The sequence below is a fragment of the Kitasatospora sp. NPDC004272 genome (assembly GCF_053603035.1).
In genome coordinates this window covers 16,344-29,203 of sequence record NZ_JBSGET010000104.1, presented here as the reverse complement: position 1 = coordinate 29,203, position 12,860 = coordinate 16,344, and the positions used below count along the sequence as shown (strand labels likewise).

At 73.6% G+C, this 12,860-nt stretch carries 18 protein-coding genes; 6 read left to right on the top strand and 12 right to left on the bottom strand.

The features are described from left to right. Positions 1-414 precede the first annotated feature (414 nt). Positions 415-1,431 (top strand): ROK family protein, encoded by a 1,017-nt coding sequence (locus ACWEO5_RS27285; protein ID WP_452164870.1) that lies wholly within the window; start codon positions 415-417, stop codon positions 1,429-1,431. 350 nt (positions 1,432-1,781) lie between these two features. Here ACWEO5_RS27285 and ACWEO5_RS27280 read toward each other — a convergent pair whose 3' ends face one another. Genes ACWEO5_RS27280 through ACWEO5_RS27270 form a run of 3 tightly spaced genes read right to left on the bottom strand, consistent with a single transcriptional unit; the run spans position 1,782 to position 2,987 of the window. Further along, the gene (locus ACWEO5_RS27280) at positions 1,782-2,270 is read right to left on the bottom strand and encodes an NUDIX domain-containing protein (protein ID WP_452164869.1); all 489 of its coding nucleotides are present in this window, start codon (positions 2,268-2,270) and stop codon (positions 1,782-1,784) included. A 1-nt stretch (position 2,271) separates the two neighbouring features. Beyond that, positions 2,272-2,718, bottom strand: coding sequence for a hypothetical protein (locus tag ACWEO5_RS27275; protein WP_452164868.1), 447 nt, complete (start codon positions 2,716-2,718; stop codon positions 2,272-2,274). Further along, positions 2,715-2,987, bottom strand: coding sequence for a hypothetical protein (locus ACWEO5_RS27270; RefSeq protein ID WP_344551509.1), 273 nt, complete (start codon positions 2,985-2,987; stop codon positions 2,715-2,717). The genes ACWEO5_RS27275 and ACWEO5_RS27270 overlap by 4 nt, the downstream gene beginning before the upstream one ends. Positions 2,988-3,183: 196 nt before the next feature. Here ACWEO5_RS27270 and ACWEO5_RS27265 point away from each other — a divergent pair, with 196 nt between their 5' ends. The 4 genes from ACWEO5_RS27265 (at position 3,184) to ACWEO5_RS27250 (ending at position 4,943) form a co-directional block, all read left to right on the top strand. Further along, on the top strand, positions 3,184-3,996 hold the full coding sequence (locus ACWEO5_RS27265) for a helix-turn-helix domain-containing protein (protein ID WP_452164867.1): 813 nt from the start codon (positions 3,184-3,186) through the stop codon (positions 3,994-3,996). A 6-nt stretch (positions 3,997-4,002) separates the two neighbouring features. Next, a complete protein-coding gene (locus ACWEO5_RS27260; RefSeq protein WP_452164866.1) occupies positions 4,003-4,221 on the top strand; it encodes a DUF397 domain-containing protein in 219 nt (72 codons plus the stop codon). Positions 4,222-4,430: 209 nt separating this feature from the next. Beyond that, positions 4,431-4,631 carry a DUF397 domain-containing protein gene (locus ACWEO5_RS27255; RefSeq protein WP_452164865.1) on the top strand — a complete coding sequence of 67 codons (201 nt, stop codon included), beginning with the start codon at positions 4,431-4,433 and terminating at the stop codon, positions 4,629-4,631. 111 nt (positions 4,632-4,742) lie between these two features. Next, positions 4,743-4,943 (top strand): DUF397 domain-containing protein, encoded by a 201-nt coding sequence (locus ACWEO5_RS27250; RefSeq protein ID WP_452164864.1) that lies wholly within the window; start codon positions 4,743-4,745, stop codon positions 4,941-4,943. A 15-nt stretch (positions 4,944-4,958) separates the two neighbouring features. On the opposite strand, the gene ACWEO5_RS27245 is transcribed toward ACWEO5_RS27250, so the two are convergent. From ACWEO5_RS27245 to ACWEO5_RS27220, 6 genes are all read right to left on the bottom strand, one after another. Next, positions 4,959-5,705 (bottom strand): hypothetical protein, encoded by a 747-nt coding sequence (locus tag ACWEO5_RS27245; protein ID WP_452164863.1) that lies wholly within the window; start codon positions 5,703-5,705, stop codon positions 4,959-4,961. A gap of 117 nt (positions 5,706-5,822) precedes the next feature. Next, a complete protein-coding gene (locus ACWEO5_RS27240; RefSeq protein ID WP_452164862.1) occupies positions 5,823-6,440 on the bottom strand; it encodes a hypothetical protein in 618 nt (205 codons plus the stop codon). A 95-nt stretch (positions 6,441-6,535) separates the two neighbouring features. After that, a complete protein-coding gene (locus ACWEO5_RS27235) occupies positions 6,536-6,889 on the bottom strand; it encodes a VOC family protein (RefSeq protein WP_452164861.1) in 354 nt (117 codons plus the stop codon). Positions 6,890-7,031: 142 nt separating this feature from the next. Beyond that, a complete protein-coding gene (locus tag ACWEO5_RS27230) occupies positions 7,032-7,586 on the bottom strand; it encodes a nucleotidyltransferase domain-containing protein (RefSeq protein ID WP_452164860.1) in 555 nt (184 codons plus the stop codon). 117 nt (positions 7,587-7,703) lie between these two features. Beyond that, a complete protein-coding gene (locus ACWEO5_RS27225) occupies positions 7,704-8,852 on the bottom strand; it encodes an ALF repeat-containing protein (protein WP_452164859.1) in 1,149 nt (382 codons plus the stop codon). A 156-nt stretch (positions 8,853-9,008) separates the two neighbouring features. After that, a complete protein-coding gene (locus tag ACWEO5_RS27220) occupies positions 9,009-9,962 on the bottom strand; it encodes an AraC family transcriptional regulator (protein WP_452164858.1) in 954 nt (317 codons plus the stop codon). Between the two features lie 101 nt (positions 9,963-10,063). On the opposite strand from ACWEO5_RS27220, the gene ACWEO5_RS27215 reads away from it, so the two are divergent. After that, positions 10,064-11,005 (top strand): NADP-dependent oxidoreductase, encoded by a 942-nt coding sequence (locus tag ACWEO5_RS27215; protein ID WP_452164857.1) that lies wholly within the window; start codon positions 10,064-10,066, stop codon positions 11,003-11,005. Between the two features lie 85 nt (positions 11,006-11,090). Here the strand turns inward: ACWEO5_RS27215 and ACWEO5_RS27210 are convergent, their stop codons facing one another. From ACWEO5_RS27210 to ACWEO5_RS27200, 3 genes are all read right to left on the bottom strand, one after another. Continuing rightward, positions 11,091-11,456: a hypothetical protein gene (locus tag ACWEO5_RS27210; protein ID WP_452164856.1), complete on the bottom strand. Its 366-nt coding sequence runs from the start codon at positions 11,454-11,456 to the stop codon at positions 11,091-11,093. Positions 11,457-11,477: 21 nt separating this feature from the next. Then, positions 11,478-12,215, bottom strand: coding sequence for a hypothetical protein (locus ACWEO5_RS27205; RefSeq protein WP_452164855.1), 738 nt, complete (start codon positions 12,213-12,215; stop codon positions 11,478-11,480). Positions 12,216-12,336: 121 nt separating this feature from the next. Then, the gene (locus tag ACWEO5_RS27200; protein ID WP_452164854.1) at positions 12,337-12,819 is read right to left on the bottom strand and encodes an N-acetyltransferase family protein; all 483 of its coding nucleotides are present in this window, start codon (positions 12,817-12,819) and stop codon (positions 12,337-12,339) included. Positions 12,820-12,860: the final 41 nt, after the last annotated feature.

The window sequence follows — 12,860 nt, the reverse complement described above, 5'->3', positions numbered from 1 at the left end:
ACCGCCACCACCACTGCTACACGCAGTGAGCACCACCATGGAAGCGGCCGCGACGGCCAGCCATCCTCTGCGCATCTCGCTCATCCTTCACGCTGATCGTTCGTGTGACACGGGGGAAGCGACAGCCGACAGGACGTGACCGACCTTCCAGGCTGCTCGGCTGCTTAACGTAGACGTCACATCCCGGCCATGTCCATAGAGCGGTCAACATTGATATCCATGAGTTTTGTTGCCGAACAAGGCTCGATTTACTAAAACTTTGCTTAACCATATGGGCGATCAGGTTCGTTATCGGACCGCGACCGAGAATCGCTGGACAACGTTGTCAGAGCGAGTCAGAATCACCGGGTACGATCCGGCAGCGCCCTGCCCAGCACCGTGGCGCTCCCCTGCCACACTTGCGGAGACGTCACAATGAGTTACGACATGGTCGGTACCGCCGTCGCATCCGGGCCCCTCGGGTCCGTCCCGGACGGCGCCCCCGGGTCCGGCCCGCTGATCGCCGCCCTCGACATCGGCGGCACCAAGATCGCCGGCGGACTGGTCGACCCCGACGGCACCCTGCACCACCAGCTCCAGGTGCCCACCCCCGCCGACGGCGACCGGCACGAGCTGATGACCGCCGTCGACCACGTCCTGGACGACCTCGCCCGACACCCCCGCTGGCGGCAGGTCCGCGCCCTCGGCATCGGCAGCGCCGGGCCCGTCGACACCGCGCGCGGCACGGTCAGCCCGGTCAACATCCCCGGCTGGCGCGAGTTCCCGCTCCGCGACGAGACCGCCCAGCACCCCGCCGTCGCCCGGCTGCCGATCACCCTCGGCGGCGACGCCGTCGCGATGACCGCCGCCGAGCACTGGCAGGGCGCCGCCCGCCCCTACCGCAACGCCCTGTGCCTGGTCGTCTCCACCGGCGTCGGCGCCGGACTCGTCCTCGACGGCACCCTGCACACCGGCACCACCGGCAACGCCGGCCACCTCGGCCACATCACCGTCGACTACAACGGCCGCCCCTGCCCCTGCGGCTCACGCGGCTGCCTCGAAGGACTCGCCTCCGGCACCGCCATCGCCCGCACCGCCGCCGAACTCGGCTGGACCCCCGGGCCCGACGGCGACACCACCGCCGGCGCCGTCGCCCGCGCCGCCCGGGACGGCGACCCGCTCGCCCTCACCGCCTTCGACCGGGCCGCCCGCGCCCTCGCCGCCGGCATCGCCGCCACCGCCACCCTGGTCGAACTCGACGCGGCCGTCATCGGCGGCGGCGTCGCCAAGGCCGGCCCCGTCCTGTTCGAACCCCTGGCCCGGCACCTCACCGACTACGCCACCCTCTCGTTCACCCGCCACCTCACCCTGCACCCCGCTCGCCTCGGCACCGACGCCGGCCTGATCGGCGCCGCCGCCCTGGCCCGCCACCACCTCCCCGCCCACCACTGACCCCCGCCGGGCCGCTCACCCGCTGTGGACGCGTCCGTGGGCGTGGACGCCGTCCGTGGACGCGGTCGGGCACGGTCGGCGCCGTCGTGCCGCGCGCGGGGGGCCGGATCACCGGGCGGTCAGCCGGTCAGCCGGTCGGGCCCTCGGCATCCGGTGCCGGGCGGGTCCAGAGCGTGAGGTCGCTGCTGGTGGACAACGACGGGAACCGTGCCAGACCCGGGCGCGGACGCCACCGACGCCCCTCACCCGCCACCGACGCCCTCCGCACCGCGCTCGCCCTCGCCCTCGCCGGAGGACCCGCCCCGCTCAGCACCGCCCCGCTCAGCACCGCCCGGGGCCGACCGCCCCGGTCACGGCGCCCGCCACCACGCACCGTCACCGCCGCCGAGCGCCGCCGCGCACCGGTTCTCCCGGTAGTCGGCGCCCCCGGACCACGGCGGACGGGCCCGGACCCGGGCCGCCACGTCCGGGTCCAGCAGGCGCCGGGCCTCCTCCGGGGCGGCCCAGCGCCACTGGGCCCACTCCCCCGCCCGCAGGACGATCCGGTCGGTCTCGGCGCTGCTGAGCATCGGCCCGCTCCACAGGAACACCAGCCCGTCCGGCGCCCCCGGGCGGCGGGCCTGCGCCCACTCCACCCCGAGCAGGTCGTCCAGCAGCAGGTCGAACACCAGCCCCAGCCCCGTCCGGACCCCGCGCCGGACGGCGTCCAGCGGCGACTCCCCCGCCCCCGCCGCACCGCCCGGCAGCTGCCAGTCCCCGGCCCCCGGGCCGCGCACCAGCAGCAGCCGGGAACCCGGGTCGGTGCACAGGACGTACGAGGTGACCGGGTGCCCGGGCACGTCACCCACCGAGCGCCCCGGACGCCTCGCCACCCGGCAGGCCCGCCGCACCCGTCGCGTCCCGGCCGTTTGGACCGTCCGGACCGTCCGAGGAGAGCGCGTCCAGGGCGGACCAGTCCGGGAAGGGCCGGCCCGGCCACTCACCGGACGGCTCCTCGCGGAACGGCTCCTCGCGGGGCGGCCGGACCAGCGGCGGGTGCAGCAGCCCCGGGCTGCCGGCCATCAGGTGGTCGAGGTCGCCGCTCGCCAACGCGTCGCGCAGGCCCGCGAGTTCGTCCCGGGTGAGGAAGACGACCTGCCCCCGGTCCTCGATGTGGCCGAGCGCGATCCGGCCGTCCTCCGCCTCCGCCAGCACGATCCCGCGGATCTCCTCCTCCGCGTCCACCACGGTCGCCTCCCAGTGCAGGCCGTACACGCCGTGGGGGTAGTACTCCACCAACTCGCTCACCGCAGACCCCCGTTCAGCACCGACGCGCCGCCGACCTCGGCCCACACGTACTCCCCGTGCTGCGACCGCCGGTGCCCGTACCGGTCCGCCCGCCCCAGCTCCGCCAGCACCGCCATCGCCAACTCCTCGTCGTGCAGACCCCGCACCCGCACGGACACCCGCACCGCCCCCTCGGACTTGCCCGACGTCACCGAGGGCCGGTCCCCCGTCAGCCGGCCCAGCCGCTCCGCGATCTCGTCCACCCGCTCCGAGTCCGGTCCGGAAATCATCCTCTGATGAAGCGTCATGTTTGGTTCTCCGCACTGCTGTTCGCCCTGGGCGACTGTCACTTTCTGTGCCTCCATCCTCACCATTCGGCGCTACCCTTGGGAAGCGGAAGGGAGTTGGCCGCTGGAACGGCAACGTCTCCGCAGGTCAACGCAAGAACGGCGCCCGGGCACGGGACACCACGGGGAGAGGGGCGACATGGGCTGGCCATCACGCGACGTGAACCCGCACAAGAGCATGCGGCACTACTACGGCTCCGAGGCACGGCTGATGCGGACGAAGCGGGGGTGGTCCCTGGCCAAACTCGCGGAGGAGGTCCACTTCTCCACCAGCACGCTGTCGCGGGTGGAGAACGGCGACATCAAGGTGCCCAACGGCCTCTCCGAGAGCCTGGACCAGGTCTTCGAGACGGACGGCTTCTTCACCCGGATCCTCCCGCTGGCCAGGCAGGAGGCCCATCCGGCGCGCTACCAGGAGTTCCTGGCGGCAGCTGACCAGGCCGTGCTGTACGAGTGCTACAGCCCCGTCATGCACGGTCTGCTCCAGACCGCCGCACATGCGCAGCGCCTGCTCCGTGCGGGCCACCCGTACCTCCCGGCGGAGGAGATCGAGGAGCGCGTAAAGGACCGAATGGGGCGGCAGTTGCGGCTGCGCAGCATGGAGTGCCGGTACTCGTTCATCCTGGACGAGTCCGCCCTGCGCCGCCGGTTCGGCACCCCGGAGGAGATGGCGGAGCAGTTCCAGGTGCTGCTGGACGTTGCGCGGCTGCCCAACGTGGACCTCCAGGTGCTGCCCTTCTCGGCCGGCCCCCACTCCGAGCACTCCGCGCTGTCCCTGCTGACACTGCCGAACGGCGAGCGGCTCGCCTACGAGGAGAGCAGCCGGGCCGGGATCGTCTTCGAGGAAACGCAGGAGGTCACGGACCGGCAGGCGCTCTACAATCGGCTGCGGGCTCAGGCCTCGTCGTACGAGGTGTCCGAGCTCTCGATCAGGTCCATGCTGGAAGGATAGCCCCCGATGCAGCCCAAGGTTTCCCGCACTTCCACTGACCCGCGCTCGTGGCGGAAGAGCTCGTACAGCAACGGCGACGGCGGTGAGTGCATCGAGGTGGACGACGCGCACCCGGGCCACGTCCGCGACTCCAAGGACCCCAGCGGGCCCGTCCTCACCTTCGCCCCGGCTGCCTGGGCCGCCTTCGTCGCCGCCACCAGCACCGGCGAGTTCGGCACCGTCTGACCTTCCGCAGGCTGCTCCGGCCCCGCCCCGCCCTCACCGGCGGGCCGGGGCCGCTGTCGTCTCCGTCCCCGCCCGCCCGGGGCGGCTCAACATCGACGGAAGGCGCCCCCGAACGCTCCCGCGCACCCTACGATCTGATGTTGCCTCAGGAAGTGTTGCCGCAACGCGCCCTGGGCCCCCGCTCGTTCCCGCGCTGGAAGGATCCGACGATGCTCACGCCTGCCCCCGCCCGTTGGCGCAAGAGCACCCACAGCAACGGCGACGGCGACCAGTGCATCGAGGTGGACGACGCCCGCCCCGGCCGCGTCCGCGACTCCAAGGACCCCCACGGGCCCGTCCTCACCTTCACCCCCGCCGCCTGGGCCGCCTTCGTCACCGCCACCGCCACCGGCGAGTTCGGCACCCCCTGAGCTGTCGAGCGCACCCAATTCCCGCCATTTCCGCCCGACTTGGTGGCCGCCCGGGCGATGCTGCTGCAACACTCCGGCGTACGGCTCACCCCGCCTCGGAAGGATCCGACAATGCCCGCACCCGACCCCGCCCGTTGGCGCAAGAGCACCCACAGCAACGGCAACGGCGGCGACTGCATCGAGGTGGACGACGCCCGCCCCGGCCGCGTCCGCGACTCCAAGGACCCCCACGGGCCCGTCCTCACCTTCACCCCCGCCAGCTGGGCCGCCTTCGTCACCGCCACCACCACCGGCGAGTTCGGCACCCCCTGACCTGCCTGAGGGGTCCTACGCCCCGGCTCGCGCCAGCACATCGGTGACGACGAAGCCCGCCACGCCCAGCAGGGGAAACGCGGTGGCGAGGAGCAGGCTCCCGCAGAAGCGGTGCAGGATCCGTCGGCGCGGCCGCGGGCCGGGGGCCAGTCCGAGGCGGGTGCGCGCGTGTTCGGTGACCCTGACCGCGGGGCGGTCGGGTCGCGCCGGGGCGCTCTCGACGGCCTGGCGCACCGCGCGGTCGATCTCCTGCTGCGCTTTCCCCACCACCAGGCGCACGCCGTACGCGTCCTGCAGGCGCAGTTCGTCGATGATCCCGCCCCAGCGCTCCCTGGCCTCCAGGCGGCGGACCCGGGTCAGCCGGTTCAGGTCCAGGGTGCGCGTGCCGCTCAGCGTACGGCTGGTCAGCGACCCTCCTTCCGGCCCGGCGGCGAGGTGGACCCGTCCGCTCGGCCCGACCCCGTACCCGTAGTGGAGGGGCAGGAGGACCGCACTCGCGAGGACCCCGACGACCATCGACACGAACAGGTAGGAGTCGCTCAGCAGTTGAGTCCGCACCAGCAGCCCGTCGGCGACCACGACGGCGGCCCACAGACCCACCACGATCGCGGCCACCCGCCGCGCGCGCCGGGCGCAGACCGCCGGCTCCACCAGGGCCGGTGGCCACCCGCGCCGCCGACCGCCCGGCAGCCGGCCCAGCCGTCCGCGCCCCTGCGCCGACGCCCGCCCCGCCCGTTCCCCCGCCACCCTCGATTTCGGCACGCCCGGAGGCTACTCCTGTCCGGCTCCCCGCTGAAGGGGCTACGGCCGTGACGCGGCGAACGGCCCGCGCGGCCCCGGCCGGGACGCCCCGGTCGGCGGGGCGTCGACCGTGCGCCGCTACCGGAGGCTCTTCGCCCAGTCGCCCCTGAAGAGGTAGGCCCGGCCGTCCTCGAACCGCTTGATCCCGCCGGGAACGACGTCCCCGTAGTACGGGTACTGCTGCGTCACCGCCGCCAGCAGGAACTGCAGGAAGCCGCCCTCGAACACGTCCCACTCCCGCATCGAGTCGTACTTGGCGACGACCGGCCAGCGGTCCGGGTCCGGGCCGCGCATCAGCCAGAAGAAGTGGTCGGAGTTGTAGTTGTTGCCCCAGTGCAGCAGCCCGCCCTCGGCCGGGAACAGCGGGTACGGGCACTCCTCGTGATCCCCCTCCCGGTAGCACTCGGCCAACCAGGCGCAGTACCCGTAGGGCGTCGTCGTGCCGTACAGGAAGCCCTCGAAGCCGGGCGGCACCGAGGCGCGGAGATTGGGCGGTTCGGCCGGGGTGAAGACGTGCAGCTCGTCACTGATGCTGACCGCCCCGTACCGGTCGACGAACGCCCGGAAGTCGGCGGGCAGTTGGAACCCGATCGCCCCGGGGCAGAGCTCCCACGGAACCGGCACCACACCGCCCGCCGGCGGCGGCCCGATCACCGCGCCGAGCCGGTCCAGCAACTCCTCGACGCCCGCGTCCACGTCTGCTCCCCTCGGTCCGTCCGTACCCGCCGGAGGGTATCCGCCCGCAGTGACACCGCAGGCGGCCGGATGGCCCGCTCAGCCCTTCGGCCCGTTCAGCCCTTCGGCTCGCTCAGGACGCAGAACTCGTTGCCCTCCGGGTCGAGGAGGGTCACCCAGTGCTGCCCGTCCTGCACCCCGTCGACCCGCCGGGCCCCCAGGGCGAGCAGCCGGGCGACCTCGGCCGCCTGGTCGTCGGGCCGGAAGTCGGGGTGGAGCCGGTTCTTCACCGTCTTGCCCTCGGGAACGCCCACGAAGAGCAGCCCCGGCAGCCGGTCCGGCTCGGGCCGGATCTCGACGATCTCCTCGTTCTCGTCGACCACCACCCAGCCGAGCGCCTCGGCCCACCAGTGCCCGAGCGCGATGGGGTCGGCGGAGTCGACCATGATCTGTTCCCATTCGAGTGCCATGGGCACGAGCATAAACAGAGCCGCCCAGCCGCCCGACCTGGGCCGACGCCCCCGGAACACCCCCCGGAAGGCGACCGGCCCGCTCGACCCCTCGCACCCACAGCAGAACGAACGTCCCGGCCCAGGACCGGAACGGCGACCCTCAAGGCGACGGCAGGTAGCCCGGGGGAAGCTCGACTCCCGTGCCGGCGCGCAGCCGTTCCATGTCCCGGCGGTCCTTGTCAGTCGCCTCGTAGCCGAGATGGCACCGCACCTGCGTGGCCGCGTCGACACACAGGACCCGGCGCCCGCCGATGGTCCCGGTCACCGGCGCCGGGTAGTGGAACCGTTCACCGCCCGGGAGTTGCTGCTGTCCGCCTTCGCGGAGCGAGCCGAGCACGGGGTGCAGGTCGATCTCCCGACCCGCCCCGTCCGCGACGGCCAGCGCGGTGGGGAGCCGGTCCCGCAGCACCTCCGTGAACCCGGCTCCGGCCAGCGCGTCCCGCACCACGTCGAGCTGGTCCGACAGGACGACCAGATCGAGATCCGAATGGATCCGGGTCGTCTCCCCGACCAGGGCGTCCACGCCCCAACCGCCGTCCACCCAAGCCGCCGCCCCCGCGCTCTTGAGCAGGTCCAGCACTTCGAGCACATCGGATTCGTTCCGCACCAGAACATTCTGGCAGCCTGCCGCTGGCTCCTGGCCGAGCAGTGCCACGGCCGGCTCCGGCGTTCTCCCGGACGATCTCGACCGGGCGCCCGACACCCCTGCTCGGCCGGCCGCGCGGCGGGGTGCCGCGCGGCCGTTCCGGGGTCCGGTGGGGGTGCCGGAGTGTCAGGACTCCTGGCGACGGCGGCGGGTGACCACCAGGGCTCCGGCGCCGAGCGCGATGGCCGCCGCGCCGGTGGCGGTGACGCCGGCGAGCGGGGTGCCGGGGCCGGTGAAGGCCAGCTGCGTGTCGGTCTCGGTGCCGGTGGCGGTGGTGGTGCTCGTCGTCGTACCGGACGTGGTGGTGGTCGCGGTGGTCAGACCGGCCTGGGTGGCGTCGCCGCCGTCCGGGCCCGTCCCGGCGTTCCCGCCCGTACCTGCGCCAGTACCCGCGTCCGTGCCGCCGTCCTTGCCGCCGTCCGTCCCGCCGCCCGTGCCGTTCTCCTGCGCGGCCGCCCGGTCCCGCTCCTGGGCCTCCTTGAGACCCGTGGTCAGGAACGCGCGCAGTTCCTCCAGGGTGCCGTCGGTCAGCAGTTGGTTCACGACCTTGCGGACCTCGGGGCCGTTGACCGACATCGCCTGGGTGGCCTGGATCCGGAAGTCGTCCATCAGGCGCCAGTGCGTCTCGCCCAGGAACCCGGCGATCGCCTCGTCGTCGCCGCCGTCCAGCACCGAGAGCGCCAGGGTGCGCAGCCCGGCGCTGATGAGCGGGTCCTCGGCGAACTGGGAGAGCTTGACGCGGTTGTTGTCGGCGGTCAGGGCCGGGACGGTGACGTTCAGGAAGTGCTCGATCGCCTCCGGGCTGCCGTCGTTGAACGCCTCCTGGGCCGCCTTCCGGATCGGGCCGTCCCCGGACTCGCTCATGATCTGGGTGGCCCGGATGTTGTTGTCGTCGTGGATGACCACGATGAGCTCGACGTCGAGGAAGTGCTGGATCTGCTCGGCGGTGCCGGCCTGCGCCTTCTTCACCGTCTCGTAGTAGTGGGCGTAGTGGCCCGACTCGGCGAGCGCCGCCGCCAGGCGGGCCCGCAGCGCGGCCTCGTCGAGCACCGGCGCGGCGGGGGCCTCCGGCGCGGCAGGGCTCTCCGGCGCGGCGGGCTGCTCGGCGGGAGCAGCGGGGGCAGCGGGCTGCTCGGCGGGCACGGCGTCCGGCGCGGACTGGCCGGTCGGGGTGGTCGGGGCGGTCTCGGCCATCGCCTGTGCGGTGCCGAGGACGGTGGGTGCGGAGACGGCTGCGACGAAGACGGCAGCGGCGATCGACCGGCGAATGCTCAAGACTCTCCCTGGGAAGGTGGTGCGCGCGGGAGCCGCCACCGTGGTCAAGCGGTCACACGGCAGCGGCGGGCGGAAGGGATCGTACCGGAACCTTACGTACAGTCATAACGTCTTATTTTCAAACTCTTTGTCAACGAATTCCCGGTACGGAACCCGTCAGTCGGCGGTCCGCCGGTAGCCGCCGGGGGGCAGCCCGTACGCGCGCTTGAACGCGTGGGCGAAGGCGAACTCGGAGGCGTAGCCGACCCGGGCGGCGACGGACCGCAGGGGTGCTTCGGTCGTCCGCAGCAGGCGGGCTGCCGTGACCATCCGCCACCAGGTCAGGTAGCCGAGGGGCGGTCGGCCGACCGTCGCGGTGAAGCGCCGGGCGAACGCGGTCCGGGACAGGCCCGCCCGCGCGGCGAGTTCGGCCACCGTCCAGGGGGCGGCCGGGTCGCGGTGGAGGGCGTGCAGGGCGGCGGCGACCGCCGGGTCGTTCAGGGCCGCGGCCCAGCCGGGGGTGCTGCCGTCGGCGGGCTGCTCGGCGAGCCAGATCCGCAGGACGTACACCAGGAGCGCGTCGAGGAGCGCGGGGACGAGCGTGCCCGAGCCCGACCGGCGATCACCCGTCTCGGCTGCCAAGAGCCGTACTGCCGCGTGCAGTTCGGGGTGGCGCTCCGGCTCCGCCCGCAGGTGGATCAGGTCGGGCAGGGTGCGCAGCAGGGGGTGGACGCGGGCCGGGTCGAGCCGGTAGGCGCCGCAGAGCAGCACGGTGGCCGGGGAGTCGGACAGCGAGGGGTCGGACGGCGGAGGGCTCGACGGCGGAGGGTCGGGCGGCCGGGGCGGGTGGGGGCCGTCGGGGTCGCAGGCGGGGGCGGCGGACGCGGTCCCGGGGCTGTCGGCCAGCGTGTGCCCGGTACCGTGCGGGAGGAACAGCACGTCGCCCGCGCCCAGTTCGACCGGTTCCGCATCGGGGGACAGCAGCCAGCAACTGCCCGCCAGGACCACCTGGAAGCCCGCCGATCCCGGCACCGAGGCGAACTGCTGCCGCCACGGGGCGCGCCGGCGCAGCTGCGCCGACCGGGGGTCGCCGGTCCGGGCCACCGTGATCACCTCGCTGAGCACGTCCACGGGAGGAGGCTACGGGAGGAGAGTACGGGCGGGACGACCGCGCATGAACGGGGTGCTGCGGCGCATGGATCGTCCCCCCGGGCGGCCGTAGTTTTCCCGGCATGACGAAGACGACGACGATGAGAGCCGCCCGCCTGCACGCGTTCGGCGACGCCTCCGTGATCCGCCACGACGAGGTGCCGCGCCCGCGCCCCGGCGCCGGGGAGGTGCTGCTCCGGGTCGCGGCGACCTCGTTCAACCCCACCGAGGCCGCACTGCGCGCCGGACTGCTGCAGTCCTTCCTGCCCGTGCGGCTCCCGTACTCACCGGGCTGGGACGTGGCCGGCACGGTCGAGGAACTCGGGCCGGAGACAAGGGGGTTCGCCGTCGGCGACCGGGTCGTCGGCTGGCTGGAGGAGGCCGGGGCGGCGGCCGAGTACGTCCGGGCGCCGGCGGCGCGGCTGGTACCGGCGCCGCGGTCCGTTCCGCTCGCGCACGCCGCGGCCCTCCCGCTGGCGGGCCTGACGGCCTGGCAGGCGGTGGTCGAGCACGGGCGGGTGACCGCCGGGCAGCGGGTGCTGGTCAACGGCGCGGGCGGCGGGATCGGCGGTTTCGTCACCCGGCTCGCCAAGCACGCCGGAGCCGAGGTGTTCGCCACGGCCTCGGCCCGCAGCGCGCGGGCCGTGCGGCGGCAGGGCGCGGACCACCTGATCGACCACACCGCCGGGCCGGTCGCCGCGGCGCTCGACCGGCCGGTGGACACCCTGTTCAACCTCGTTCCGCTCGCCCCGCCCGCTGCCGCCGCGCTGACCCCCGCGGTGCGGCCGGGCGGACTGGTCGTCTCGGTCACCGCCCCGATCGAGCCGCCCGCCACCACCGGGATCCGGTCGGTGCACGTCACCGCCCGCAACGACCCGGCCCAACTGGCGGCCCTGGTCCGCCTCGTCGACGCGGGCACCCTCGTCCTCGACATCAGCGCCTCGTACCCGCTGTCCGACCTCGCGGAGGTCCACCGCCGCAGCGAGGCCGGGCGCCTCCGCGGCAAGGTCCTCATCGTCCCCTGAGCCTCGCCCCCTGAGACCGCCCGCGCCGCCCGCGCCGCCCGCGCCGCCGGGGCCGCCGAGACCGCCCGCGCCGCCGGGTACGGGTTCAGCTGAGGCCGGGTGCGTTCCTCCGGTCCGCCCGTTCGGAGAGGTGGAACCAGACGAGGAGACCCGTTGCCAGCAGGGCCACCGAGGCCGGGAGGACGGACCAGAGCGTGGCGGACAGACCGAGGGCGATGCTGATCCCCGCCGCCCCGAGGATCGTCACCGAGAGGCCGAACCGGCTCCCGGGGAGCTGCCGGTGGATCTCGTCGATGCGGTCCTCGTAACCGCCGCCCACGCCGCCGGTGAACTCCCCCGGATCGAACAGGAACGCCTCGGGTTCCCCTTCGTGCCACTCGAAGAACTCGTGCGAGGTGGCCGACCGGCGGCCACGGGACCGACGACCCGGCGGCGTCCAGGGGGTGGTCATGGTGAGCGGCTCCGATCCTGTCTATCCGTCCAGGCCACTGGCCAGGAGGTCTGCGAGCACGAGCACCTGTCGGACGTGCCTGTCGTCGTACCCCGGGGTGTCCACGGCTTCGGCGTCCCAGGAGTCCATCTTGGCGTCCACCGCCAGGATGCCCAAGGGCGGGTTGTTGCCCGCCTGGACCCGGACCATGACGAGCGCGTCGTCCGGCTTGGAGCCCGGGACGTTTCCCCGGAAGAAGGACTTCGTCAGGGTGCGACGGTAGACCCGTCCGGTGTTCAGCACGCTTTTCAGGTGGGAGAAGCCGAAGTCGCCGGACGATATCTTCACCACCGGGCTCGCGGAGTGGACGGACCTCCCGCGGCAGACGAAGGTCGACAGCGCGGGGTCCCAGGAGAAGTACATCCCGCGCGACGAGGGGTGGACCCGCGACGCGGCGGCGGCGATCGCCTGGTCCAGCCTGCCGCGCTCGGCACTGAGCAGCTGGGGCGCACCCGCACGAACGGCGCTGATGCTCGCCGCGAACGAGGTTCCGGGCGCCAGGCCGGAGACCAACTCGTCGAGTTCCCTGGAGGATTGCCGGGCGAGCGCCTCGATCTTCTTGTGCAGGATCCGGGCGCGCCGGGTCTCGACGGAGCCCACCAGGACGGTGAGGCCGGTGGTGACGATGCCGTAGGAGATGTACTCCCACTGCTTCCCGGAGTTCGACCCGGCGAGCGTGCTGAAGATGAACGCCCCGGAACCGAACAGGAAGGCAGCCACCTTCAGGGCCGAATCCACCACGACGCTTCGCTGTGCAGGGCTCACCCCACCCCCCTCGCGGCCGGCTCCCAGCTGCCCAACAGCCTATCGCCTCCAGCGTGTTGGCGATGCGGAACGGCACCTACAGCGCGAGCTTGAACCCTTCGTGACTGCGCGCGAAGCCCAGGGCGGCGTAGAAGCGGTGCGCGTCCGCACGCTCCTTGTTGCTGGTCAGCTGCACCAGCGCGCAGCCGCGCGAGCGTGCCCGGGTGACGGCGTGCGCCATCAGGGTCCGGCCGAGTCCGGCGCCGCGCCGGTCCGCGCGGATCCGCACCGCCTCGACCAGGGCCCGCTCGGCGCCGCCCTTGCCCAGCCCCGGGACGTACGTCGCCTGCAGGCAGCCCACCACCGTGCCGGCGCCGTCCACCAGGACCAGCACCTCGTTGCGCGGGTCCGCGTCGATCGCCGCGAAGGCGCGCTCGTACGCCTCCGTCACCACGACCGTCGCCGGGTCCACCACCGCCTCCTCGTCGGCGAGCAGGGCGAGCACCGCGGGCAGGTCGGCCCGGGTCGCGGGGCGCAGGACGTGGGCGGGCGCGGGCACGGGAGCGGTGGCAGCAGACATGGCAGGGACCCTAACCGGCCCCGCACCGGCGGGCTCCGGGA

Excerpts from the sequence above, each read along its gene's own strand:
- ACWEO5_RS27250 (WP_452164864.1), top strand. The coding sequence starts at position 4,743 with ATGCCCGCACCCGACCCCGCCCGTTGGCGCAAGAGCACCCACAGCAAC.
- ACWEO5_RS27215 (WP_452164857.1), top strand. The coding sequence starts at position 10,064 with ATGACGAAGACGACGACGATGAGAGCCGCCCGCCTGCACGCGTTCGGC.
- ACWEO5_RS27285 (WP_452164870.1), top strand. The coding sequence starts at position 415 with ATGAGTTACGACATGGTCGGTACCGCCGTCGCATCCGGGCCCCTCGGG.
- ACWEO5_RS27235 (WP_452164861.1), bottom strand. The coding sequence starts at position 6,889 with ATGGCACTCGAATGGGAACAGATCATGGTCGACTCCGCCGACCCCATC.
- ACWEO5_RS27255 (WP_452164865.1), top strand. The coding sequence starts at position 4,431 with ATGCTCACGCCTGCCCCCGCCCGTTGGCGCAAGAGCACCCACAGCAAC.
- ACWEO5_RS27200 (WP_452164854.1), bottom strand. The coding sequence starts at position 12,819 with ATGTCTGCTGCCACCGCTCCCGTGCCCGCGCCCGCCCACGTCCTGCGC.
- ACWEO5_RS27265 (WP_452164867.1), top strand. The coding sequence starts at position 3,184 with ATGGGCTGGCCATCACGCGACGTGAACCCGCACAAGAGCATGCGGCAC.
- ACWEO5_RS27270 (WP_344551509.1), bottom strand. The coding sequence starts at position 2,987 with ATGATTTCCGGACCGGACTCGGAGCGGGTGGACGAGATCGCGGAGCGG.
- ACWEO5_RS27260 (WP_452164866.1), top strand. The coding sequence starts at position 4,003 with ATGCAGCCCAAGGTTTCCCGCACTTCCACTGACCCGCGCTCGTGGCGG.
- ACWEO5_RS27210 (WP_452164856.1), bottom strand. The coding sequence starts at position 11,456 with ATGACCACCCCCTGGACGCCGCCGGGTCGTCGGTCCCGTGGCCGCCGG.